The following is a 23,591-nucleotide window of genomic DNA, read 5'->3' as shown; positions in this document are numbered from 1 at the left end:
GTGCCGGCGTGGGGGCAGGCGCAGGGGCGGGCGTCGGCGCGGGGGCCGGAGCGGGCGCCGGTGTCGGCGCAGGGACCGGGGCTGGAGCGGGGGCCGGACCGTCGGCCGCGCCGATGTCGGTCCACAGRCTCGCGGTGGTCGGGTTCCAGCCGGTGCTCGCGTAGTCGGTCTGCGCCACCGTGGCGCGGTAGTTGCGGCCGTTGTACGTCACCAGCGAGCCGGCGGCGTAGAAGGTGTCGGGCTTCCAGGCCGGGTAGCTGGCGGCCTGGGCCGTCGCGGTCACGAGGACGGCGGCGAACGCGCTGAGCAGACGCATCTGGCTCGAGCGGGGAAAGAGGGCGGTGACGGGCATGGAGGTCTCCGGGTGGGCGGGGGGCGGTACGGCGTTCGGGACTCTAGCGTTTGCAATACCATTTGAGTACCACTTGAGCGATGAAAGTGGTAATGGTTTGTGCCCGCGAGCCGCAAAACGCGATCCAATAGCCGCGTCTCCACCACCGTGCTTTCGTCCGAACCGTGTCCGAGTCCTTGCTGGACCCCACCCTCGCTCCTCCCAAGTCCACGCTGGCCCTCTCCCTCTGGGGCGACCGGTGGCCGCGGCTGCGGCCCTGGCTGCTCGGCGCCATCGCGCTGGGGCTGGCGCTGGCCGTCGGCCTCGCGCTGCGCCAGCTGCTGCTGCAGGTGCACTACAGCGCGGTGATGGCGGCCGTGGCCACCACGCCGGCATCGAGCATCGGCCTGGCGCTGATCGCCACCGTGCTGAGCTACCTCGCGCTCAGCGGCTACGACAGCTCGTCGCTGCGCTACGCCGGCGCGCGCGTGCGGCATGCCACCGTGCTGCTGACCTCGTTCGTCGCCTACGCGCTGTCGAACACCATCGGGCTCGGGCCGCTGTCGGGCGGCGCGGTGCGCATGCGGCTGTACACCGCCGCCGGGCTGGAGCCGGCCCAGGTCGGGCGGGTGATCGCCTTCAATGCCGCCGCCTTCGGGCTCGGCATGGCGGCGTTCGGCGCGCTCGCGCTGCTGTGGGGCGCCGACGATGTGGGCGGCCTGCTGCGCATGCCGCCGCTGCTGCTGCGGTTGCTGGCGGCCGCGCTGCTGGTGGGGCTGGCTGGTTTCATCTGGCTGTGCACCAAGCGCCGCGGCCTGCGCATCGGCCGCTGGGGCATGCGCCTGCCGACGCCCGAGCTCGCGCTGCGCCAACTGGTGATCTCGGCGCTGGAGCTGTGCGCCTCGGCGGCGGCGCTGTGGGTGCTGCTGCCGGGCCAGCACATCCCGCTGCCCACCTTCATCGCGTTCTACGCCATCGCCGTCACGGCCGGCATCATCAGCCACGTGCCGGGCGGCGTCGGCGTGTTCGAGGCGGTGATGCTGCTGGCCAGCGGCGGCAGCGTGCCGAGCGACGTGATGCTGGGCGCGCTGCTGCTGAACCGCGGCATCTACTACGTGCTGCCGCTGGTGCTGGCCACCGGCATGCTGGTGGCCTACGAGCTGCGCTCCGGCGTGGCCGCGCCGGTGGGCCGCATGGCGGTGCACCTGAGCCCGCGGCTGATGGCGGCGCTCACGCTGGTCGCGGGGCTGTGGCTGATGGTCTCCGGCGTGACGCCGTTCACCGAGGACGCGCGCGAGATCCTGGCGCACCTGAACGTGCCGGTGCCGTTGATCGAGGCCTCGCACTTCCTCGGCAGCGTCGCCGGCCTCGGCCTGCTGCTGGTGGCGCGCGGGCTGCTGCACCAGCTCGATGCCGCCTGGTGGGCCGCGCTGGTGCTGTCGGTGATCGCGGCGGTGCTGGCGCTGCCCAAGGGCATCGCGGTCACCGAGGCCGCGATGCTGACCACGCTGGCGCTGCTGCTGCTGATCTCGCGCAACCAGTTCGACCGGCGCTCGTCGCTGTTCTCGCAGCGGCTGGAGCCCGAATGGCTGCTGGCGCTGGGCGGCGTGCTGGTCGCCTGCGTGTGGGTGCTGTTCTTCGCATACCGCGAGGTGGCCTACAGCAACCGGCTGTGGTGGCAGTTCGAGCTCGACGGCCAGGCGCCGCGCTCGCTGCGCGCGCTCACCGCCATCGCGCTGATCGGGCTGGCCTACGGCCTGTGGCAGCTGCTGCGGCCGCCGGCCGGCGACGTGGCCGGGAACTCGCCCGAAGAGATCGAACGGGCCGCCGCGATCGTGCGTGCCAACCCGTCGTCGGACGGCTGCCACGTGCTGGTCGGCGACAAGCACCTGATGTTCTCGCCGTCCGGGCGCAGCTTCCTGATGTTCGGCAAGCAGGGGCGTTCGTGGGTCTCGCTGTATGGCCCGTTCGGCGATGCGCGCGAATGGCCCGACCTGGTCTGGCAGTTCATCGAGCGCGCCAACGATCACGGCGGGCGCGCCGCGTTCTACCAGGTGCGGCCGGCCACGCTGCCGCTGTACCTCGATTGCGGGCTGCATGCGCTGAAGCTCGGCGAATACGCCACCGTGCCGCTGCCCGATTTCAGCCTGAAGGGGGCGAAGCGCGCCAACCTGCGCACCGGCGTGAACCGCGGCGAGCGCGAGGGGCTGCAGTTCGAGGTGGTGCCGGCCGACGGCGTGGCCGCGCTGCTGCCGCAGCTGAAGCAGGTGTCCGATGCGTGGCTGGCCGAGCAGCGCGGGCGCGAGAAGAGCTTCTCGGTCGGGCGCTTCGATGCCGACTACGTGCAGCGCCTGCCGGTGGCGATCGTGCGGCGCGATGACCGCATCCTCGCCTTCGCCAACCTGCTGACCACCGATGCCCGCAAGGACGCGAGCCTCGACCTGATGCGCCACCTGCCCGATGCGCCGCCCGGCACGATGGATTTCCTGTTCGCGAAGATCATGCTGCACCTGCAGGCCGAGGGCTACGAGCGCTTCGGCCTGGGCATGTCGCCGATGGCCGGCATGGCCGAGCGCCGCCGCGCGCCGCGCTGGCAGCGCCTCGGGCGGCTGCTGTTCGAGCACGGCGACCGCTTCTACAACTTCCGCGGGTTGCACAACTTCAAGGACAAGTTCGAGCCCGACTGGGAGGCGCGCTACCTGGCCGCGCCGCCCGGGCTGGCGCCGGTCTTCATCCTGGCCGACGTGGCGGCGCTGATCGGTGGCGGCATCAAGGGAGCGATCAGCCGATGAAGCGCATGCTGGCGATGGTGGCAGGGCTGCTGCTGATCCCGATGGCGCCGTGCCACGCGCAGGCGCGGCCCCAACCCAAGCCGACGCCGATGCAGACCGCGCCCGGCACGGTGGCGCACGGGCTGTTCAACGACGTGCGCCTGTTCAAGCCGGCGGGCACCGTGCAGCAGTTCGTGTTCATGCTGTCGGCCAACGATGCGCCCGATGCCGCCGAGCAGCTGGCCATCGACCGCATGGTCGACGGCGGGGCGCTGGTGGCGGCGGTGCCGCTCGCGCCGTTCTACAAGCGGCTGGAGAAGCAGGACGGCAAGTGCACCTACGCCGCGGGCGCCTTCGAGAACCTGTCGCGCCATCTGCAGGCCTACGAGCAGGTGCCGGGCTATCGGTTGCCGATGCTGGTGGGCAGCGGTGCGGCAGCGCCGTTCGCCTATGGCGTGCTGGCGCAGGCGCCGGCCGGGAGTTTCTCGTCGGCGCTGTCGCTCGGGTTCTGCCCGCGGCTCGCGCTGAAGACGCCGCTGTGCGCGACCAACGGCCTGCGCTGGACGGCCGCGGGCGCCGGCGGCTTCGAGCTGCTGCCCGCGACGACGCTGGCCACGCCGTGGACGGCGGTGCAGGGCGCCGCGTGTTCCGCCGACAGCGTGCAGGCCTTCGTGCAGCAGGTGCCGAAGGCGCGCTGGGTGGCCGATGGCCCCGCTGCATTCGCGACGGCGTACGCGCAACTCTCGTCGGCGCAGCAGGCCGCTGCACCGGTGGTGCCGCCGGCGCCGGAGCAACTGGCCGACCTGCCGATGGTGGAGGTGCCGGTTTCAGGTGCGGGCCAGCGCTTCGCGGTGCTGCTGTCCGGCGATGGAGGCTGGGCCGGCATCGACAAGGAGCTGGCGGCGGCACTGGCGGCGCAGGGCATTCCGGTGGCGGGCTTCGATTCGCTGCGCTACTTCTGGAAGGCGCGCACGCCCGAGGGCCTGGCGAGCGATCTCGATCGGCTGATCCGCTACTACGCCGCGCGCTGGCAGCGTTCGGAGGTGATCCTGATCGGCTACTCGCAGGGCGCCGACGTGCTGCCGTTCGCCGTCAACCGGCTGCCGGCCGCGACCCGCTCGACGATCAAGCTCACCGCGCTGCTGGGGCTCGCGCAGAAGGCCTCGTTCGAATTCCACTTCAGCAACTGGCTGGGGCCGAGCGGCGACAAGCCGATCCTGCCCGAGGCGCGCCGGCTCTCGGCCGCCGACACGCTGTGCGTGCAGGGCGACCGCGAGAAGGATTCGCTGTGCCCGAAGCTCGTGCCGGCCCATGCGCGGGTGCTGGTGATGAAGGGCGATCACCACTTCGGTGGGGACTACGCGCGGCTGGCGCGCTTGATCGTCGAGGCGGTGCGGTAGGGAATCGGGCCACTGCCTGGCGGCACGTCATGCACCTGCCGCGTAGGCCGCCATGAACACCCTGACTGCTTCGCGCAACAGCGCGCGGTTCTCACGCGCATCGGGCATCTCGAGCATGAGCAGCCCCCGGATGTGGCCGTCGCCGAGGAACATCGACAGGAACAGGTCCGCCGCCTGCCGCGGGTGCCGCACCTTCAGCGTGCCGGCCGCGTCGGCGCGGCGCAGGTACGCGGCCAGGTCGCCGATCAACCGGTCGGCTCCCTGCCGGTAGAAGGCCCGGCAGGCCTCGGGTTGTACCCCGGCGGCGCCGTAGAGCGAGCGGAACTGCGACAGCGCCTCGTTCTCGCGCGCCAGCGTCAGGAACTGCTCGCCGATGGCCAGCAGCGCCTTCTGGGGCTGCTTCGCGTCCAGTGCTTCGGCGCCCGCGAGGCCGCCCACCACGCGCTCGGTGCGGTCGCGCACCTCTGCCTCGAACAACCCCTCCTTGGACCCGAAGTGGCTGTAGATGGTCATCTTCGAGACACCGGCGTCGGCGGCGATCGCGTCCACGCTGGATCGCTCCAGGCCGTGCGCATAGAAGTGCCGGCGCGCCGCATCCAGGATGCGGCGGTAGCGCTCGGGGTCTCGCGGCCTGCCGCGGCGTGGCGTCGGCGCGGCATCGTTCTCGGTTTCGTTCTGGGGCATCTTATTTAATGTACTTGAAAGTCCATTATGAGTGGGGTACATTTATTGGACTCAATCGTCCAGTAAATTAAGAACTTCATGACGCCCCCACTGCATCGCAGCCTCGACCCCGGCGCCCGGGCGATCCGCCCCGCGGCGTTGGCCGCGCTGGTGTTCTTGTCGGCCTGCTCGGTAGCGCCCGTGCAGCCCCCGTCGCCATCGGTGCCCCTGACCTCCGCCTTCGCGCATGGCGTGCCGGCGGCCGGTGCCGGCCAGACTCTCGACGGTGCCTGGTGGGCCGGCTATGGCGACCCGGCGCTGACGGCGCTGATCGACGAGGCCCTGGCCGCCAACCAGGATGTGGCCATCGCCCTGCAACGCGTCGCCCAGGCGCGCGCCGGCCGCGATGCCCAGGGCTCTCGCCTGTGGCCCACGGTGGGCCTGCAGGCGTCGGCCTCGCGCAGCGAAAGCGGCCTGCCCGATCCGGTCAAGCAGGGGCAGCCTGACACCCGCGCGCTTCGCGTCGGTGTCGACGTGGCGTGGGAGATCGACCTGGCCGGCGGTGTGCGCGCCGCACGCGATGCGGCGCAGGCTGATGCCGCTGCCGCCACCGCAGGCGTGGACGGCGCGCGCCTGCTGGTGGCCAGCGAGGTGGCGCGGCAGTACTTCGTGCTGCGCAGCGCTGAAGAGCAGCTGCGCATCGTGCAGGCCCTGGCCGCGGCCCAGCGCGAGACGGCCATCCGCGTGGGCAGCCGCCAGCGCGAAGGTGAGGCCAGTGCCTTCGATCTCGACCGCGCAGGTGCCGAAGCCGAGGCGCTCGACGCGCAGGTGCCTCCACTGCGGATGCTGGCCGGCGTCTCGCAGACCCGGCTGGYCGTGCTGCTGGGCCGCAACCCATCGGCACGCGTCGTCGACGACGGCGCAGCGTTCGTGTGGCCCGCGGTGCGCGACATCGGGACCGGCCAACCCAGCGACCTGCTGCGGCGCCGCCCCGACCTGGTCGCCGCCGAGGCGCGCGTCGCGGCCGAGACGCTGCGCGGCGCCGAGGCACGCGCGCAGTGGTGGCCCCAGCTGTTCCTGAGCGCCCTGTTCGGTCGCGAGGACCTGCGGCTGAACGCGCTGGATCTCGCGCCGGTGCATTTCTCGAACGTCGCGCTGGCGTTTGCCGCGCCGATCTTCAATGGCGGGCGCATCGACGCCGGCATCCGCGTGCAGTCGGCGCGGGCCGACGAGGCGCTGCTGGCCTGGCAGAAGGCGGTGCTGGTGGCCGTGCAGGAAGTCGAGGACAGCCTGCTGGTGCGCACCGAAGAGGCCGAGCGCGCCGCCGCGCTGAGCCGCACCGTCGACCACCGTCGCCGCTCGCTGCAGCGCGCCCAGTCGCTGCAACGCGAAGGCCAGATCGACCTGCTGGTGTTGCTGGACGTCCAGCGCTCCGTGCTGGCCAGCGAACTCGCCCTGTCGGGCAGCCGCCTTCAGCAGGTGCTGGCCGACGTCCAACTCTACAAGGCACTGGGCGGGGGCTTCGCGCCACCTCGGGCCGGTGTCGTCACGACTTCTCTTGCCGCAAGGACGCCCCGATGAACAGGATCTCCCCCGCCACGGCCCTCACGGTCATGGCCGCTGCCGGCGTGCTGCTGGCCGCCTGCAGCGAGCCCGGCGCGCCTGCCGCCATCGTCAAGCCGGTCTTCGTGACCACGGTGACGCAGACGGCGTCCGCGCAAACGCGCGCCTTCACCTCCGTGGTTCGAGCTCGTGTCGAGACGGACCTGGGTTTTCGCGCCGGCGGCAAGGTGGTCGAGCGACTGGTCGAGGTTGGTGATGTCGTGAAGGCCGGCCAGGCACTCGCTCGCCTCGACCCAGCCGACTATCAGTTGGGCGCGAGGGCCGCTGCCGACCAGGTGCAGGCTGCTTCCGTGGATGCGCAGCAGGCTGCGTCTGACGAGGCACGCATGCGCCGCCTGCTCGCCGACGGTTCGGTGGGCGCTGCCGATCATGAGCGCCAGAAGGCGCGTGCCGACGCGGCTGCGGCTCGCCTGGACCAGGCCCGCCGCCAGCTCGACCTGGCGCGCAACCGCGAAGGCTATGCGACGCTGGTGGCGCCCTATGCCGGCGTGGTGACGGCGCTGCGCTTCGAGCGCGGCCAGGTGGTCGCCGAGGGCCAGCCCGTGCTGTCGCTGGCCCGTGACGGGGAGCGCGAGATCGTCGCCGACCTGCCGGAGGAATGGGTGGGCCGGGCGCGGACCCTCGCCGCCGTGGCCACGCCCTGGCAGGGCGCGGCGCAAGACGCCAAGGCGCCGCTGCGGCTGGTGCTGCGCGAACTCTCGCCACTGGCCAGCGCGCAGGGCCGCACCTTCCGCGTGCGCTATGCCGCGACCCCCGAATCGCGCGCGCAGGTGGCGGCGCTGCCATTGGGCAGCACCATGCAGCTGAACCTGTCCGACCCGACCGCGGGTGCGGCGACGGTCGCCCTGCCGGTCACTGCGCTGGTGAAGGCCAGCGGCTCTGCGGGCGTCTGGGTGCTGGATGCCCAGGGCTCGGGCCTGGCGTTCCAGCCCGTGCAGGTGGTCGGCATGGACGACGCATCGGTGCGCGTCACCGGCCTGGCCACCGGCAGCCGCGTGGTCAGCGTCGGTGCCCAGAAGCTCGATGCCGGCATCAAGGTGCGGGCCGTCGAACGTTCGCCCGAAGCCGGGCCCGCCCCCGTCGCCAGCAGCGGCTCGCAAGGGCAGTCATGAAGCGCTTCAATCTCTCGGAATGGGCCGTCACGCACCAGCCGATGGTGCTGTTCCTGATCATCGCGACGCTCATCGTCGGCGTCCTGTCCTTCAACCGGCTGGGCCGCCTGGAGGACCCCAACTTCGACGTGCCGCAGATGACGGCCATCGTCGTGTGGCCCGGCGCCACCGCGCAGGACGTGCAGGACCAGGTGCTCAACCGCATCGAGCGCCGGCTGCAGGAGCTGGATCACTTCGAATCCGTGCGCAGCTTCTCGCGCCAGGGTTATGGCGGCGTCACGCTGTACATGAAGGGCGGCTCCAGCAAGGCGGAGCTGGACAACGCCTGGTACCAGGTGCGCAAGAAGATCGGCGATGTGCGCCAGGAGTTCCCCGACGGCGTGCGCGGGCCCTTCTTCAACGACGAGTACAACGACCGCTACAGCGTGCTCTACGCGTTGAGCGCGCCCGAGCTGTCGATGGCCGAGCTGTTGGCGGTCACCGAAGACGTGAAGCGGCGCATCCAGGGCGTGGACGGTGTCGGCAAGGTCGACATCCTGGGCAAGCAGGCCGAGCGCGTGTACGTGGAGCTGTCGACCCGGCGGCTGGCCGCGCTCGGCATCGCGCCGACCGCCGTGTTCGACGCGCTGGCGCGCCAGAACCTGGTGGCCCCGGCCGGTTCGGCCGATGCCACGCACGACCGCGTGCAGGTGCGCGTGGACGGCGGATTGCACGGCACCGCGGACGTTGCCGACGTGAGGCTGGAAGTGGGCGGCCAGCTGCTGCGGCTGGCCGACATCGCCACCGTGCGCACCGGCTACGAGGATCCGCCGAGCCTCACCATCCGCCACAACGGCGTGCCGGTGCTGGCCATCGGCGTGACGATGCAGGCCAACGGCAACGTGCTGGATTTCGGGCGCGCGCTGGAGCAGCGGCTGGCGCAGGTGCGGCAGGAGCTGCCGGCGGGCGTGGAGATCCAGCAGTACGCCGACCAGCCGCGCGTGGTGGAGGAATCGGTCTGGGAATTCGAGCGCTCGTTCCTGGAGGCGCTGGCCATCGTGCTGGCCGTGTCCTTCCTGTTCCTGGGCTGGCGCACCGGCATCGTGGTGGCCGCGTCGGTGCCGCTGGTGCTCGGGCTGGTGGCGGCCGTCATGCACGCCGCCGGCTGGGCCCTGGACCGCATCTCGCTGGGCGCGCTGATCATCGCGCTGGGCCTGCTGGTCGACGACGCCATCATCGCCGTGGAGATGATGGTGGTGAAGCTGGAGGAAGGCTGGGACCGCTTGCGCGCTGCCACTTACGCCTACACGACCACGGCGCTTCCGATGCTGACCGGCACGTTGATCACGGCCGCCGGGTTCATGCCGGTGGGTTTCGCCAAGTCGATCGCCGGCCAGTACGCGGGCGGCATCTTCTGGGTCGTCGGGGTGGCGCTGATCCTGTCGTGGCTGGTGGCCGTGATCTTCACGCCGTACCTGGGCGTGTTGCTGTTGCCGAAGAACCTGGGGAATCCGCAGACGGGCACGCACCACGACGTCTACGACCGACCCGTCTACCACCGGCTGCGCGCCGTCATCGATGGGGCGGTGCAGCACCGGGCCTGGGTGCTCGGCGCCACGGTGCTGGCCTTCGCCATCGCCGGTGCCGGCATGCTGACGGTTCAGCAGCAGTTCTTCCCCACCGCATCGCGGCCGGAACTGCTGGTGGACCTGAGGCTGCGCGAAGGGGCGTCTTTCGCCGCGACGCAACGCCAGGTGAAGCTGCTCGAAGCGCGACTGGCGAAAGACCCGGACATCGAATTCTTCACCGCTTACACCGGTGCCGGCACGCCGCGTTTCTATCTGTCGATCCTGCCGGAATTGCCGAACCCGGGGTTCGCACAGTTCGTCGTCAAGACGGCGGGCATTGAACAGCGCGAGCGGGTGCGCGCCCGACTGCTGGACCTGCTCGCCAAGGACGAGGCCTTGCCGGACGTCAATGCGCGCGTCACGCGCCTGGAGTTCGGCCCGCCGGTGGGTTTCCCGGTCCAGTTCCGTGTCATCGGCCCCGACAAGGTGCAGGTGCGGGAGATCGCCTACAAGGTGCGCGATGCGGTGCGCCAGAGCCCGCTGGTGCGTGACACGCAGTTGGACTGGAACGAGCAGGTCCGCTCGATGAAGGTCCACGTCGACCAGGACAAGGCGCGGCTGCTGGGCCTCTCCACAGCCGACATCCAGGGCCTGGTGCAGACCGCGCTGGACGGCGCACCGGTGACGCAGATCCGCCGCGGCGAAGAGCTCATCGACGTGGTCGTGCGAGCGACACCCGAGGAGCGCAAGCGCATCGGTCAACTGGGCGACCTGCCCGTGTTCACGCGCAGCGGCGTGACCGTTCCGCTGTCGCAGCTGGCCCGCGTGGAGCCGGGCTTCGAAGAGCCGGTGCTGTGGCGACGCAACCGCGACATGGTGCTCACCGTGCGCAGCGATGTCGTCGACGGCGTGCAGGGGCCGGACGCCACCGCGAAGATCCGGCCGTCGCTGCAGCCCATCGTCGACAGCTTGCCCACGGGCTACCGCATCGAGGACGGCGGCGCCATCGAGGAGAGCGACAAGGCCAACAAGGCCCTGTTCGCGGTGTTCCCGGCGATGTTCGCGGTGATGCTGACGCTGCTGATGATCCAGTTGCAGAGCTTTTCACGCCTGTTCATGGTGTTCATGACGGCACCGTTGGCGCTGATCGGCGTGGTGCCGGCGCTGCTGCTGTTCCAGGCGCCATTCGGCTTCGTCGCGCTGCTGGGCGTGATTGCCCTGAGCGGCATGATCATGCGCAACTCGATCATCCTGGTCGACCAGATCGACCAGGACATCGCGCGCGGCGTGGCGCCCTGGACCGCCATCGTCGACGCCACGGTACGGCGCTCGCGCCCCGTGGTGCTGACCGCCGCCGCCGCGGTGCTGGCCATGATCCCGCTCACGCACAGCGTCTTCTGGGGACCRATGGCCATCTCGATCATGGGCGGCCTGGTCGTGGCCACGGCGCTCACCCTCGTCTTCGTGCCGGCGCTGTACGCCGCCTGGTTCCGCGTGCGGCGTGACAGCCCCGGCACCAACCACCTTTCAACCAAGGAGCAATGAATGTCCAACGACCACACGCAGCAAGATGGGCGCAACAACGCAGGCGTCGGGCTGATGGGCGGGGCGGAGGAGTCATCCCTCGAGCAGGCGAAGTCACTCTTCGACGTCAATGTGTTCGGCGTGATGCGAACCACGAAGGCCGTCCTTCCCGTCATGCGCCGGCAGGGGCGCGGCCGGATCGTCAACATCAGCTCCGTGATGGGGCTGATCCCGGCCCCTTACATGGCGCTGTATGCGTCGAGCAAGCACGCCGTGGAAGGCTATTCCGAGTCGCTGGACCACGAGATCAGGGACGCGGGTGTCAGAGTGGTGCTCGTCGAACCCGCGTACACGCGGACTTCGTTCGAGAGCAATCTCATCCAGGCTGACCAACCGCTCGACACATACAAGTCCGCGCGCTCGAACGCGGAGGCTGTCATGCGCGACGTGATGAAGAACGCCGACTCGCCGGAGTCGGTGGCCCAGACCGTCCTGAAGGCCTGCACCGCGGCGAGCCCGCGCCGCCGCTACGCCGCAGGTGGATTCGCGCGGCAAGTGAGCCTGCTGCGCCGGTTCGTCCCGGCCGCCGCGTTCGACAAGAGCCTGCGCAAGCAACTGCGGCTGCCGGCATAGGCCGGACGCTGAATGAAATCGACACCCCCATGAGCTCCATCAAGATGCAACATCACACGCTGCTCGCCATCGCGGCCAGCCTCGCCTGCGTCGGCACGGCCAACGCGGCGGCCTTCCAGCTCAAGGAGCAGAGCGCCGCCGGCCAGGGGCGCGCCTTCGCGGGTTCCATCAGCGAAGGCGGAGACGCCACCGTGATCGCGAACAACCCCGCCGCCATGACGCTGCTGTACGGCCGGTTGATCCAGGCCGATGTCGCGGTCATCGACTACGCCGTCAAGTTCGACGGCACGGGCACTGATGCGCTGGGCCGCCCGCTGTCCGGAGGCCAGGGCGGCAACGCCGGCGACACCGCTGCGGTGCCGTCGTTGTACTTCCATACCCCTGTGACGGATCGAATCCATCTGGGCTTCTCCATCACGGCGCCGTTCGGCTTCAAGACCGACTACGACGATGGCTGGGTCGGCCGCTACCAAGGCGTGAGAACAGAGCTCAAGGCCATCGACGCCGGCGTGGCGGGGTCCTACACGGTGAACGAGGTCCTGTCGCTCGGTGCCTCGGTGTTCGCCGAGCGCATGGAGGTGAAGTTGCGCGACGCGATCGACTTCGGTGCCCTCCTGGCCGCCTCCAGCGTTCCCGGCTTCTCCCCGACAAGTGCGGACGGATACATCGACATCGACGGTCACGACACCGCGGTTGGCTACACGCTCGGCGCCCTGCTGAGACCGGCCGAGGGGACGACGATCGGCCTGGCCTACCGCTCGGAGGTCAAGCACAAGCCGAAAAGCGCCCAGGTCGACTTCTCGATCCCCACGGCCGCCAACGCCGTGCTGTCCGCGGCCAGGCCCAATACCTTCGTGAGCACGACCGCGAGCACCGAACTGACGATGCCGTCGTCCTGGACGCTCAGTGTCAGCCAGCGACTCGACGACCAGTGGACCGTGATGGCGGACTACTCGCGCACGTCATGGGAAAAGTTCGGCAGCGTGGTGCTGGACTTCGCCTCCAACCTGCCCGACGAGACGCTGCACTTCGGTTACCGGAACACGTCGTTCTATTCGATCGGCACGGCGTACCGGGCCAACGACAGCTGGACCTTTCGTGGCGGCGTCGCCTATGACCAAACCCCCGTCACCGATGGGGTGCGAGACGTCCGCGTCCCTGACGTCAGCCGACGGTGGCTGTCCCTCGGGGCGACGTGGCAGGTGAGCAAGCCGCTGACGTACAGCGTCGGCTACACGCACCTGTTCATCAAGGACACGAGCGTGAACCTGACTTCGTCCAGCGCCAGCAGGCTGCAAGGCTCGTACAAGCTGAGCAGCGACATCGTCGCGGTTTCTGCGCAATACCGCTTCTGACTGTGCTGCGCGCGCTATTGCGCCACCGGATGCGGCGGGCCGAACCAGCGCATGGCCGCAAGGCGAACCTCGTCGTGCGATGGCTGCGCGTCGCACGCCCAGGCGACGACCCCGTCCGGGCGCACCAGCAGGGCGGCCAGGCCGAGGGGATTCTTCGCGTTGCCGGCCACGTACCTGATGCGGTCGCTCCACGGCGCCGCGGTGTGCCGCAAGGGATGCGAGGCGCCGAGATCGACCAGCACGCCCGCACCGCCCTGCAGGTGCGACGCGAGCCTGCTGCCGTCGTCGAACTCCAGATCGGGCGCGCTGCAACCGGTCAGCGGGTGCGTGCCACCCAGGTCGTAGCGCAGCGAGAGGCCCCACAGCTGCCCGGCAAAGTAGGTGGCCCCATCGGGCGTGTTCACCAGGTCGCGCAGGATGCTTTCGAGGGCGCGCCCCTGCGGGCCCGGCCGCATGATCGCGGCCTGCGCGCGCGTCCAGTCCAGCAGCCACTGCCCCACCGGGTGCCGCTCCGCCTGGTAGGTGTCGAGCAGCCCGGCGGGTGCTGTGCCGCGGACCGTGGCGGCCAGCTTCCAGCCGAGGTTCATCGCATCGCCCAGGCCCGCGTTCAGGCCCTGGCCGCCGAGTGCGGAATGGATGTGCGCCGCATCGCCGGCGAGCAGTACTCGGCCCTGGCGGTACGCCATCACCAGCCGCGCACGGTCGGTGAAGCTGGTGGCGAGGTGGACGGCGGACAGCGTCACATCGGTGCCCGACACGCGGCGAAGCACCGCCTGCAGGTGATCGAGCGTGATCGCCTCCGAGCGGTCGAAGGCGCCGCCATCGAAGTCGGCGATGGCGATCTGGCCCGGCTGGTTCATGTAGAAGCCCGCGGGCGTCGCGTTGCGGCCGGGGCGCAGCGTCTCGGGGTCGGCGATGTCCACCAGCGCCGAATACGCGGTGAACTCGGGCTCGGTGCCGGGGAACTCGAAGTTGCCCAGCTTGCGAACCGTGCTGCGGCCGCCATCGCAGCCGACCAGCCACTTCGCCTGGAACGAGAGCACGCCCGCGTGGACGATGACGTGGTCGCCTCGGTCATCGAACCCGGTGACCGCGAGCCCGCGGCGGATGTCGACGCCCAGCGCGAGCGCGCGTGTCGCGAGGACAGACTCCACCGATGCCATGTCGGCCGCGAAGTTGCTGGAGGCCGGGTTCGGCAGGTGATACCTCCAGCGGGACGGGTTGATCCTGGCGGCATCGATCGCGATGCCCGCGAAATGGCCGGCCTGGGCTTTGCGGGGAGCGCTGGTTGCAGCCGCGGTGGTGGCAAGCAGGTCATCGAGAAGCCCTCGACGGTGGAGCGCCTCGCCGGTCGCGACGGACAGGCCGCGGGTGCCGAGTGGCGGGGCTTTCAACGGGGCCTCGGGGCTGTCGGCCCGTTCGAGGACCAGCACGTCGAGCCGGGCCAGCGCGAGTTCGCAGGCGAGGAAGAGGCCGACGGGTCCGGCGCCGGCGATGACGACGTCGTGAAGACGGGAGGAGGAACTGGAGATCATGGCGTGGTGGATGGCCGTTGCACAGCTTCGCGCGGCTGTGTCGATGCGCAGCCGGTTGGAACAACGAAACTGAGGGGGTCAGCAGGCGAGCGCGTCGGTCTCCGGCTTCAGCGGGAGAAACAACGCGGTCGACGATTCAAGGTCGGGAACGAAGACGGATTCGCTTGGCGATAGGCCGCACCGATGGGTGGGATGTTCCGGGGAGGCGTCCCGGTGTGGGAGGCCTGCGCGCCGCGGATTCTATTTCTTCAGATGATGCCTGTCATTCGCTGACTCCAGGACCCACTTGCTCGTGTTCATCGGCAGGTTCCAGTGGGTGATGGATGCGTGGCCGGCAGCAGGGTAGGCGCGCCGGGCGGTGGCGTCTCCATAGCCGAAGAAGTACTGAAAGGCCACCTGGATCACGCCGCCGTGGACCACGAGCACGGCGGTCTGCCCGAGGTGCCTCTTGGCAATCGCGTGAAGTGCCGACTGCACCCGGGCACTGAACTCGATGCTGGTCTCGCAGCCGGGGGCGAAGCGATGGAACTGCCGGTCTCGGTCGCTCAGGCTCTGCCAGGCGGTGGTGAACTCGACCGGATCCATCACCTCATCGCCGCTTCGCCATTCCTCCAGGTTCTGTTCCAGCACGGCAGAAAGGCCGAGCGCCGGCGCCAGGAACTCCGCGGTCTGCCGAGCCCTTGGCAGCGTGCTGGCATAGAGCGCGTCAGCCTTCAACTCCTGGCCGAGCCGAAGCCTGTCGGCCAGTGCCTGGGCCTGCAATATCCCCTCATCGGAAAGGCCGAGATCGACGCGCGGGCCCACGCCGTCAACCTGTCCTTCGTTGTAGGCGCCATGGCGGATCAGGAAGATGGAAGTCATGTGGATGGCGGGTTGAGCGTCAGAGGCGGCGAATCGATTGGAGCCAGGCCACGAGGGGCAGCGGAACACCTCGCGCGCCACGCTGGGCCATCGGCACGTAGGTGTCGAAGGCGCTGAGACTGGACACGAAAGCGAGCGCGTCTGCGAAATTCACCACGTCGCCGGTCCAGAAGAAGGTTTGCCGGCCGAGCGTGCCGGCGGCCACGAACCGCAGGGTCGGCTGGGCCGCGTCGTCCACCCAGGTCGTGTCCTTGATGTCGAACTTGCCGTTGTCGCCGAACCGTTTGCGCACATGTTCGGCGGCCAGATTGCCGGCGACCTCGACGAACATGTCCTTCGACATGGGTTTCGGGAGGGCGAGCCATTCGACGGTGTTGAGCCCCAGCTGGATGGGGCCCCGGGAGCTGAAATCGACGAAGAAGTGGCGGCCTTCGTCAAAGTAGGTTTCTTGAGAGGGCCGACCGGCCAACTCGATCGAGAACTCGCCGTGAGGCGAGTGGTAGCGCCCATCGGCGACCTTGCCGAGCAACGGCCGCGCGGGAGGCACGGTTCCGCAGCCCACGAGGAGCGTGGCACCTGCGAACAGAAGATGTCTTCTCTGGATGGCGGGATGAATCGGCATGGGAACGGGGACCTTCTTTGAAGTCAGGGACAGCGGCCCATGATTGTCAGGGCGCGGGTCATTTGATGAGCTCGCCCGTCACCTCGACGACTCCATCAGATTGCCGCACCCGCGTGATGAGAATCTCTCCTCGGTAGCCGGCCGCAACGGTGCCATGCACGACCCAGACACCGTTTTCCAGCGTTGCGGAGTAGGGCTCGAATCGAGCCGTGCTGGCTGGATTGAATGGCGACTTGCTCGTCTTCTCGGAGATGGAGCGCCAGGCCTGCCTTGACGCCGCAATGGCCGCATCCGGAGAGTCGACGGAGTTCTTGCCTGGGGCCAGAACGGCGGGAAGCACCAGGGCCGCCACGAATCCAAGCGCKAGCGGGCCCAGAAAGGTGCCGACCATGAGCCAGCCTTCGAGCCTGAAGTGTCGATTGATCGATCTCATCGTTGTGCTTCCCTTGACGCTGCGCCGTCAACGACACATCGGCCCCTGGCACGCCGACGACGGCTGGTTCAGGTCGTAGACCGTGCTGTGCCCCGGGTTTCCGGTGGGGGCGGCGGTCCCCTTCGGAACAACGAAGGTGGCCAGGTTGCCGCCATACAGGCCCGCCGGAAACACCATCGGCTTGAGCACCACGTAGGCGCGGTGCTTGCCGATCTTGGGCGCCAGGTCCGACGAAGGCGTGTCGGCACGCGCGCCTGCCAGCGGTGGAATGTCGCCCTTCAGGCCGGAAGGGCCCTCGGGGGCATTGGCGATGTAGTGCTGCTGGACCATGCGGATGTCCGCGTCGGTCAGCGGGCGCAACAAGCCCTTCTTGATCGCCTCTTCAAGGCCGGCCGTTCCGGCCAGCGGCGCGGTCTTGTCGCGGAACGACTCCGGCGGCGAGTCGGGCGAGGTCACGTAGTCGGTCTTCTGGCGCGTCGTCTCGACGATCTCGACGAGGCCTTTGACGTTGCGGTTGTAGAGGCGGGTCGCCTCGACACCGAAGACCGCGCGCGACTTGGGATTGATCCAACCCAGGTTGCCATCGCCGCCGATGTAGCCGTATCCGCACGGCTGCTGTTCCTCGTGGCTCGACACGATGAGGGGCGTGCCCTTGGGCAGGCCGGCCACCACCTGGCGGTGGTATCCCGTGGCGAACACGGCGACGACCTTGGTGCCCTTGGACCAGCCGATCGACCAGATGGTGGGCTCGTAGGCGCCCAGCAGCAGCGCGACCGGTTTGTCGGCATGGACGGCGATGTCGAACTGCGTGGCTTCGTGGCCGCTCTGGTCGATCTGGAAATCGAGCTTGCGGCCGGTGTAGCCGCCTGCCGCGATGACGATGGTGTCGGGCGGCAGGCCCTTGCCCGCGAAGGAGCAGGCCACTTCGGTGACGGAGCCCGGGGTTTCCTTGAAGGGCACGGAGCCTTGCGGCTGCCCCCCCATCGTGAACGGAACCGTGGTCTGTGCCTGCACGGCGCAGGCAACGAGCGTCAAAGGCAACGTGAGGGTGGCAAGTGTGCGAAGCATGCGACTTGACGGCGTTGGCCGTCACCAATGAATGACGAAGGCCTGAGTCTGTAGACGGCGGATGAACTGGTTGCGAAGTGGGCGCGAAGTGCTGATGAGCGTTGGGTGGCATCGATCAAACTGGGCCTTCCGGCCGACAGGATGATCGGCTGTGTTCACCGAGCTGACCGCAAGGTGGCCCGAACCAGGTGGTCAGTGCATCGACGAGCCCCAACCGGGCTGTGCCTGCGACCCAAGCCACGTGGCCGTCGGGCCGAATCAACACCGCGGTGGGAGCAGCGACCACCCCGAGGGCCGGCAGCTCCCACGGGCCGACGTACGTCGCGTCGACGAGCTGAACCCGATCTGCCCACGCAGCGATGTCGAAGCTCCCGGGCTCACCGAGGTTGAGCAGCACGGGTCGGGCATCACGCAACAGGGCGAAGACTCGCAGCGGGCCGAACGCGGTGACCAGGTCGAGATCGGGCATGCGGCGTCCGAGCAGCGGGTGGCCCTTGCCGAGGTCGTAGTGAATGTCGAGCCCGGACATCTCCGCAGCGATTCGTTTGCGCGGCTCCTCCATCTTGAGGAAGTCGCCCACGATGTCGCGCACAGCCCGTGTGCGATCGTCCTCGCGGTGCATTGCAACCTGCGCCATCGTGGTCTTGAGCACGCGCGCACCGACCGGGTGACGCTCGGCGTGATACGTGTCGAGCAAGCTGTCCGGTGACGTCCCCTTGATCACCTGCGCCAGCTTCCACCCGAGGTTCACCGCATCCTGCACGCCTGTGTTGAGCCCCAGCCCGCCGATCGGCGAGTGAACATGGGCGGCGTCGCCGGCGAGCAACACGCGTCCACGGCGATACTGTGCGGCCYGTCGCGTCGTGTCGGTGAACCTGGAGATCCAGGTGGGGTTGTGGGCGCCATAGTCGGTGCCGCACGCGGCGATGAGCAGTTTCTTGAGATCGTGCAGCGTCGGCTCGCCGATTGCATTCGTGTCGGGTTCGGTCACCATGACGCCAATCGGGCCAACATCCTTGTAGATGATTTCGCCGCCCTTGATCTCGTACTCCGACCGCCCGAAGGCATACGTCCCGGCGGACGACCGATGCACCCCGTACGGGGGCTTTTCCGTCATTTCCACTTCCGCGAGGATGTTGCTCGTGGTCGGATCCCAACCCGGGAAGTCGATGCCCGCCGTCTTGCGTACGAGGCTGCGTCCACCATCGCACCCGACGAGATACTGCGCCCTCATTGACTGGCCGTCGGCGAGTGCGACGTCGACACCGGTGTCGTGCTGCACGAAACCCGTGATGTCGCGGCCGTAGAGAATGGGCACCTTGAGCTCGGTGACCCAAGCGGCCAGGATGCGTTCGATGTGCTTCTGCCGCAGCGCGAGCCCGTAGTTGTGGCGAGTCGGGAAATCGCTGATGTCCAGACGGGTGACGGCGAAGCCCGTGACCTGTGCGAGTTGTCCCGCCGAGAGGAATCGATCCGCGATGCCGCGCTGGTCGAGTACTTCAATGGTTCGCGAGGAGATTCCCAGCGCGCGCGCACCGGAGAGTTCTTGATCGGGCCGGCGCTCGACGACGGTGACGTCCACGCCTGCCAGCGCCAATTCACCTGCCAGCATCAGCCCCGTCGGACCTCCGCCGGCGATCACCACCGCATGTTCGTTCATCGTTCGTGTGCTTGCTGGGAGTGCAGGAAGTTCTCGATGCGCTGCCAGGTCAATTCTGACGCGTGTTCATCATGGTCTGGCAGTCCGGGCATCGAGTGAAATTGCACGACAAAGGGCATGGCCAATGGTAAGTCTTGGTAGACCGTAGCCGGCCGCGAGCCGACGGTCRCCAAGGGTCAGCTGTCGGGCGCCAACGCGCGGAGAATGAGCAGTCATGCGGCATCCCTCCAAAACTTCGCTTGCCGATTTCGCCGAGGTAGCTCGCGGCTACTGCTCCTGGTGTGAGGGCGAGTCGTTGGGATTGGACCCGGCGTCTCAGGCCGCCTGCTGGCTGGCGCGCCTCTACGTGGCTGCGCTCGCACTCCCGGAATGGGATGCCGAGAACGCAGAGGGACTGCCGGATTTGCCCCAGCCTACCGAGACGTCAGGGCAGGACTCGTCCTGTTCGACAGCGGCGACGCAAGCAACGCGGCCTGGCACTGGTCGTTTCTTCACCGGATCCATTGGGGCCGACATGCCGTCGGCGGTCTGCTCGCRCTCCACTGCATGCACGTTTCGAAACGTTATCCTCCGCAAGCTTGACGTGAGGACCGTCATCGGCAAAGTCTCTCATGTCGGCAAACCGGCGCTTGCCGCACTCAACGATCCAGGATGAGTCATGTTGTTCGACCCAGCGCGCCACGAGCCACTGCAGGTGATTCCCTGGGACGAAGACCGCGTCCGGGGCAGCATCAGCCGGATCGTGACAGAGACCGAAGCCCGGTTCACGCCGGAGAGCTGGTGGTCGCCCCACCCGCGCGATCTGGAGCCGGGCGAAGACACCGCACAGCCCGCAACGCCGCTCTACTACGGCGCTTGCGGTGTGGTGTGGGCGCTTCACTATCTGCAAGATGCGGGCGCCGTTCGCTTGCAGCGCGACTATCGCGAATCTGCACGGCTGGCCGACTTGCTGGCGCGCAACACATCCTGGCTGGGTAACGAGGCGGCTGCGCATGCRGGCTCTTTCATGATGGGGGAGTTGCCCTTTCGCTTGCTCGAGTACGCAGCGACGCCGCTGCCGGCCACCGCGGGCCGCTTGTCTGAGTTGATCGCTGCCCACATGGAGCACCCGGCGCGCGAACTGATGTGGGGCTCGCCCGGCACACTGCTGGCGTCTCTCTTCTTGCATCAGCGGACCGGCGAAGCACGCTGGGCCGAACTGTTCCGCAGCACGGCGGCGGTGCTGTGGTCGCAGCTCCTTTGGTCCGACGAGTTTGCCTGCCACTACTGGACACAGGACCTGTATGGCCGCCAGTCCACCTACATCGACGCTGTCCATGGTTTCGTGGCGACCGCTGTACCCCTGATACACGGCCGCCACTTGCTGGACGAGGCCGATTGGGGTGCCTGGCAGTCCTGTATCGAAAACACCGTACTGCGCACTGCCACCTGGGAAGGCCAGCAAGTCAGCTGGCGCGCCGTACTGACGCCGCCGCCCACCAGACCCTTGCTGATGCAATACTGCCACGGCGCACCTGGCTTCATAGTCTGCGTGGCCGACCTGCCGAGCCCTGCGCTGGACGAAGTGCTCGCCGCAGCAGGTGAAGCGGTCTGGGCCGCCGGACCGCTGAACAAGGGCTCCAACTTGTGCCACGGTACCGGCGGCAACGGTTACGCTTTTCTCAAGCTATACCTGCGCACCGGTGATGCGACGTGGCTGCAGCGCGCGCAATCCTTTGCAATGCACGGCATAGCGCAGACTGAGGCCGATGCGAGGCTGTACGGCCAATTGCGTTATTCGCTGTGGACCGGCGACCTTGGCTTCGCCATCTACCTGTGGGACTGCCTGCATGGTCGCGCCGATTTCCCGACGCTGGACGTGTTTTGAAACGCGGCTGTGTGATGTCCTGCGCCCCCCTCGGAGGTGGACCCGCAGACAGATGCCCGAAGCGCAACAGGCAACCGGCAGCAACCGGCCACAAGCTGCCCGTCGAGAATGACGGCTTTCGGATGGGCGACCGGCGATAAMCTGACGGTCGTCTATGAGCGCTTTCGACCACAACGAGATGAGCTGATAGCCATGAGAGATTTCGCCGGTGTGGGAATGGCTCTGTCCCGTCTTCTGCCGGGCAGAGGGCCATTCGAAATCGTGCGCCTGCGGCGCCATGAGGAGGAGGCATGGCCTTCTTGAAGGCGGTTGGTTGGACGCTATTTGGTCTTGTGTTCTACACGCTGATCGCGGTCGCTTGCGTTCTCAGTTTCATGTTCCTCTTCGACAGGACATCCCCTCCTGGCCCCGAGGCGGAGCAGCTCAAGGAAAGGATCTGTGCCGAAGGGGAGCCACCCCTATTGCCGAGTCGAGGCAGGTCAAAGCCGGTGATGTGCGATCGGTGGAGGGCCGAGAAGGCGGCGCGGTCGAAGTAGTCCAACCGCCCGCAATCGGCCACCAGCGGTCCATCGCGACCGGCGGCTTTCATGTCGACCCTCTTGGCACAATTCGACGCACTCTATGAAGTCCTTCGCCATCATTCCAAGTCGTCGCATAAGAATTGTTGGCTACCCGCACAGCGGCTGGCGTCCTGCCCTTGCTGGGGAGGCTGATGCCATCGAACTCGACTTCAAGTTCGAAATCACTGACGACGGAACCGGCAACTTTCTCTTCGCATACTCATCTCCCGACCGAAGCTACGCTGCCGATTCTTGGCATGCGACTTTAGAGGAGGCCTATGCGTGCGCTCTTCAAAGCTACGGTATTGAACGAGCCGACTGGTCGCATGCTCCAGAGCGCACAGCGCGCAGTCGTAGATCGAACTGACACTTCCACAGAGCATGGACTGRCAAGTCCTGAGGCTCGACTTGTTCGCCCGCCCTCGTCGGCGGTCAGTCAAAGGCTCGCTGCCGGCCAGCAGCGGACGGTCGCGAGCGGCGCCTTTGGGGTAGTCTGCGCGAACATGACCAACTTGCAGATCAGATGCGGCTGCTGAAAACCGCGAGCGTTCAAGTTCGCAACCCACTCATGCGCCGTCGAGCGAGCTGGCCTATGCTGAGCAAGGCCGAGCTTCGTTTGCTTATGGCCGGCCTCGTCGACTGGGAAATTCGATCCCGAGGTCCGATTCGTGCGCGGATTCGCAGGAAGCGTCTCGAAGCAATCGAGTATTTCCGCCGAGTGCACGGCCCACTCTCCGAAGACCGCCTCTGGGTGCCGAGGAAATCAACTTCTGCCGCGGCGCGGCAGTGGGATTGCCATCGCCGGCACGACCCGGCAAGAGAGAGGTTGAGAGGCGTCCTCTGGCATGAAGCCTGACTCCGCTTGCGAGCGACTGAACCGGTGAACGGCGCACCTGTTGGACGCGAACTGCCGGCCACTTGCAGATGACCGCGGTAGACTGCTTTCGGGCAAGCCGGGTCGATGGATGCGATGTCGCCGTCTGCACCACGGAAGTTTCGAGAGGACGCTTTCCGGCCTGCGGCCTCCAAGCGCCTCTCACGTCAAACATTGGGCCCCGCAGATGAAGCCGCATCCGCTCACATTGGCTCACATCAAGGCAGTCACGTTGAAGCCGGGTATGTACATCCGAGACTTCGATCTTCGCTCGCTCGAAACGCAGCTTTATGGCTTCGATGCCGGTCTAGCAGCTGCGGGTGTACTCGGCGATTTCGACTGGTTCAACCGCGCGTTCAATGATTTCCTGTTCACTCGCACCAAGTGGAGCTGCGTACAAGGTTGGGCAACGGCAATACTTGAGCGATACGGCCAGAGCGAGGAAAGCTTCAACAGGTTTCTCTCGCTCCTGGAACAGGCAACATCCAAGAGCGAAGAATGCCAAAGCCATGCGACTGCCAGCAACGCGTCGTGTTCTGCGCGTGAGGCCTGACCCTCCATGGAAAGGACGTCTTGCAGCTGACTTCGCCAGCTGTAAGACGCCTCTCAGTCAAACGTCGAACGGCAGCCTCCTGATTCGAGATCAACGACGCGAAGGTCCGCAACGGGTCGCCGACAGGCGATCAGGCAGGGCAGCCGACCGGCAACATTCGGCCACTTGCAGCGGTCGCGAAAGACTGCTTCGAGGTAGCTCGCTTGACGCCTTGTGGCCCAAGCCTCCATCCAACATTGTTAGACCGCCTGCATCTTGCATATGCCAGAACTGAACGTCTTCACTGCGATTGCCATCGGTTCATTTGCTGCGGTAGTGTGGGCTGTCGTGTCCATTCGCAGGCTTCTGCGTACGTCCAGACTGAACGGCCTTTCCCGCAATCAAAGGATTTCTGTATGGGCTGCAGCTGCCCTCATTTTCGTGCCTTCGCAACTGGTCGCGTTTGCATGTTCAGTGATCCTTTCCAGCTTCACCGTATCACCGGGTCCTTGGAACCATCTGGCGCTGAATCTCACCATCATCTTCAGCCTTGGAATTCTTGGTGCGGTCATCACGTGGGGCACAGCCAAGGTGGTAGGCACCTTGATCCAGGGTAGAGG

At 67.7% G+C, this 23,591-nt stretch carries 18 protein-coding genes; 10 read left to right on the top strand and 8 right to left on the bottom strand.

What is annotated here, in order from left to right; translation table 11 throughout:
• Positions 1 to 352, bottom strand: a 352-nt coding sequence (locus tag AC1DXV_RS15255; RefSeq protein WP_477934318.1) for a carbohydrate-binding protein, incomplete at its 3' end; no start/stop codon positions are given.
• Positions 353 to 516: 164 nt separating this feature from the next.
• Between AC1DXV_RS15255 and mprF the strand changes: the two genes are divergently transcribed.
• On the top strand, positions 517 to 3,123 hold the full coding sequence (gene mprF, locus AC1DXV_RS15250) for a bifunctional lysylphosphatidylglycerol flippase/synthetase MprF (RefSeq protein WP_477934316.1): 2,607 nt from the start codon (positions 517 to 519) through the stop codon (positions 3,121 to 3,123).
• On the top strand, positions 3,120 to 4,502 hold the full coding sequence (locus tag AC1DXV_RS15245) for a virulence factor family protein (RefSeq protein ID WP_477872011.1): 1,383 nt from the start codon (positions 3,120 to 3,122) through the stop codon (positions 4,500 to 4,502). Before mprF ends, AC1DXV_RS15245 begins: the two co-directional genes overlap by 4 nt.
• 27 nt (positions 4,503 to 4,529) lie before the next feature.
• On the opposite strand, the gene AC1DXV_RS15240 is transcribed toward AC1DXV_RS15245, so the two are convergent.
• Positions 4,530 to 5,186, bottom strand: a complete 657-nt coding sequence (locus AC1DXV_RS15240; RefSeq protein WP_477934314.1) for a TetR/AcrR family transcriptional regulator — start codon at positions 5,184 to 5,186, stop codon at positions 4,530 to 4,532.
• Between the two features lie 78 nt (positions 5,187 to 5,264).
• Here AC1DXV_RS15240 and AC1DXV_RS15235 point away from each other — a divergent pair, with 78 nt between their 5' ends.
• Genes AC1DXV_RS15235 through AC1DXV_RS15215 form a run of 5 tightly spaced genes read left to right on the top strand, consistent with a single transcriptional unit; the run spans position 5,265 to position 12,959 of the window.
• A complete protein-coding gene (locus AC1DXV_RS15235) occupies positions 5,265 to 6,746 on the top strand; it encodes an efflux transporter outer membrane subunit (RefSeq protein ID WP_477934313.1) in 1,482 nt (493 codons plus the stop codon).
• Entirely contained in the window at positions 6,743 to 7,900 is a 1,158-nt protein-coding gene (locus tag AC1DXV_RS15230; protein ID WP_477934311.1) for an efflux RND transporter periplasmic adaptor subunit, read from the top strand. The genes AC1DXV_RS15235 and AC1DXV_RS15230 overlap by 4 nt, the downstream gene beginning before the upstream one ends.
• The gene (locus AC1DXV_RS15225) at positions 7,897 to 10,992 is read left to right on the top strand and encodes an efflux RND transporter permease subunit (RefSeq protein ID WP_477934309.1); all 3,096 of its coding nucleotides are present in this window, start codon (positions 7,897 to 7,899) and stop codon (positions 10,990 to 10,992) included. Before AC1DXV_RS15230 ends, AC1DXV_RS15225 begins: the two co-directional genes overlap by 4 nt.
• On the top strand, positions 10,993 to 11,604 hold the full coding sequence (locus tag AC1DXV_RS15220) for an oxidoreductase (protein WP_477872424.1): 612 nt from the start codon (positions 10,993 to 10,995) through the stop codon (positions 11,602 to 11,604). It begins immediately after the preceding gene.
• 29 nt (positions 11,605 to 11,633) lie between these two features.
• Positions 11,634 to 12,959 carry an outer membrane protein transport protein gene (locus tag AC1DXV_RS15215; protein WP_477934307.1) on the top strand — a complete coding sequence of 442 codons (1,326 nt, stop codon included), beginning with the start codon at positions 11,634 to 11,636 and terminating at the stop codon, positions 12,957 to 12,959.
• 14 nt (positions 12,960 to 12,973) lie between these two features.
• On the opposite strand, the gene AC1DXV_RS15210 is transcribed toward AC1DXV_RS15215, so the two are convergent.
• From AC1DXV_RS15210 to AC1DXV_RS15185, 6 genes are all read right to left on the bottom strand, one after another.
• Positions 12,974 to 14,494, bottom strand: a complete 1,521-nt coding sequence (locus tag AC1DXV_RS15210; protein ID WP_477934305.1) for an FAD-dependent monooxygenase — start codon at positions 14,492 to 14,494, stop codon at positions 12,974 to 12,976.
• A 240-nt stretch (positions 14,495 to 14,734) separates the two neighbouring features.
• Positions 14,735 to 15,355 carry a histidine phosphatase family protein gene (locus AC1DXV_RS15205; RefSeq protein WP_477865725.1) on the bottom strand — a complete coding sequence of 207 codons (621 nt, stop codon included), beginning with the start codon at positions 15,353 to 15,355 and terminating at the stop codon, positions 14,735 to 14,737.
• A gap of 19 nt (positions 15,356 to 15,374) precedes the next feature.
• On the bottom strand, positions 15,375 to 15,977 hold the full coding sequence (locus tag AC1DXV_RS15200) for a hypothetical protein (RefSeq protein ID WP_477865724.1): 603 nt from the start codon (positions 15,975 to 15,977) through the stop codon (positions 15,375 to 15,377).
• Positions 15,978 to 16,035: 58 nt separating this feature from the next.
• Positions 16,036 to 16,410: a hypothetical protein gene (locus AC1DXV_RS15195; RefSeq protein ID WP_477865723.1), complete on the bottom strand. Its 375-nt coding sequence runs from the start codon at positions 16,408 to 16,410 to the stop codon at positions 16,036 to 16,038.
• A gap of 27 nt (positions 16,411 to 16,437) precedes the next feature.
• The gene (locus AC1DXV_RS15190; RefSeq protein WP_477865722.1) at positions 16,438 to 17,424 is read right to left on the bottom strand and encodes a hypothetical protein; all 987 of its coding nucleotides are present in this window, start codon (positions 17,422 to 17,424) and stop codon (positions 16,438 to 16,440) included.
• A gap of 169 nt (positions 17,425 to 17,593) precedes the next feature.
• Positions 17,594 to 19,138: an FAD-dependent monooxygenase gene (locus AC1DXV_RS15185; protein ID WP_477934303.1), complete on the bottom strand. Its 1,545-nt coding sequence runs from the start codon at positions 19,136 to 19,138 to the stop codon at positions 17,594 to 17,596.
• A gap of 658 nt (positions 19,139 to 19,796) precedes the next feature.
• Between AC1DXV_RS15185 and AC1DXV_RS15180 the strand changes: the two genes are divergently transcribed.
• From AC1DXV_RS15180 to AC1DXV_RS15170, 3 genes are all read left to right on the top strand, one after another.
• Complete coding sequence (locus AC1DXV_RS15180; protein WP_477865719.1) at positions 19,797 to 21,005, top strand: lanthionine synthetase C family protein; 1,209 nt, start codon at positions 19,797 to 19,799, stop codon at positions 21,003 to 21,005.
• Positions 21,006 to 22,626: 1,621 nt separating this feature from the next.
• The gene (locus AC1DXV_RS15175) at positions 22,627 to 22,992 is read left to right on the top strand and encodes a hypothetical protein (RefSeq protein WP_457336473.1); all 366 of its coding nucleotides are present in this window, start codon (positions 22,627 to 22,629) and stop codon (positions 22,990 to 22,992) included.
• 261 nt (positions 22,993 to 23,253) lie between these two features.
• The coding region (locus AC1DXV_RS15170; RefSeq protein WP_477934301.1) for a hypothetical protein at positions 23,254 to 23,591 on the top strand (338 nt) is incomplete at its 3' end.

It is taken from the genome of Rhizobacter sp. P3_C12 (genome assembly GCF_056402735.1).
The sequence above is the reverse complement of the archived record's forward strand: the minus strand, read 5'-3'. Positions and strand labels throughout refer to the sequence as shown.

Excerpts from the sequence above, each read along its gene's own strand:
- AC1DXV_RS15200 (WP_477865724.1), bottom strand. The coding sequence starts at position 15,977 with ATGCCGATTCATCCCGCCATCCAGAGAAGACATCTTCTGTTCGCAGGT.
- AC1DXV_RS15230 (WP_477934311.1), top strand. The coding sequence starts at position 6,743 with ATGAACAGGATCTCCCCCGCCACGGCCCTCACGGTCATGGCCGCTGCC.
- AC1DXV_RS15205 (WP_477865725.1), bottom strand. The coding sequence starts at position 15,355 with ATGACTTCCATCTTCCTGATCCGCCATGGCGCCTACAACGAAGGACAG.
- AC1DXV_RS15210 (WP_477934305.1), bottom strand. The coding sequence starts at position 14,494 with ATGATCTCCAGTTCCTCCTCCCGTCTTCACGACGTCGTCATCGCCGGC.
- AC1DXV_RS15175 (WP_457336473.1), top strand. The coding sequence starts at position 22,627 with ATGAAGCCGCATCCGCTCACATTGGCTCACATCAAGGCAGTCACGTTG.
- AC1DXV_RS15220 (WP_477872424.1), top strand. The coding sequence starts at position 10,993 with ATGTCCAACGACCACACGCAGCAAGATGGGCGCAACAACGCAGGCGTC.
- AC1DXV_RS15240 (WP_477934314.1), bottom strand. The coding sequence starts at position 5,186 with ATGCCCCAGAACGAAACCGAGAACGATGCCGCGCCGACGCCACGCCGC.
- AC1DXV_RS15215 (WP_477934307.1), top strand. The coding sequence starts at position 11,634 with ATGAGCTCCATCAAGATGCAACATCACACGCTGCTCGCCATCGCGGCC.
- AC1DXV_RS15245 (WP_477872011.1), top strand. The coding sequence starts at position 3,120 with ATGAAGCGCATGCTGGCGATGGTGGCAGGGCTGCTGCTGATCCCGATG.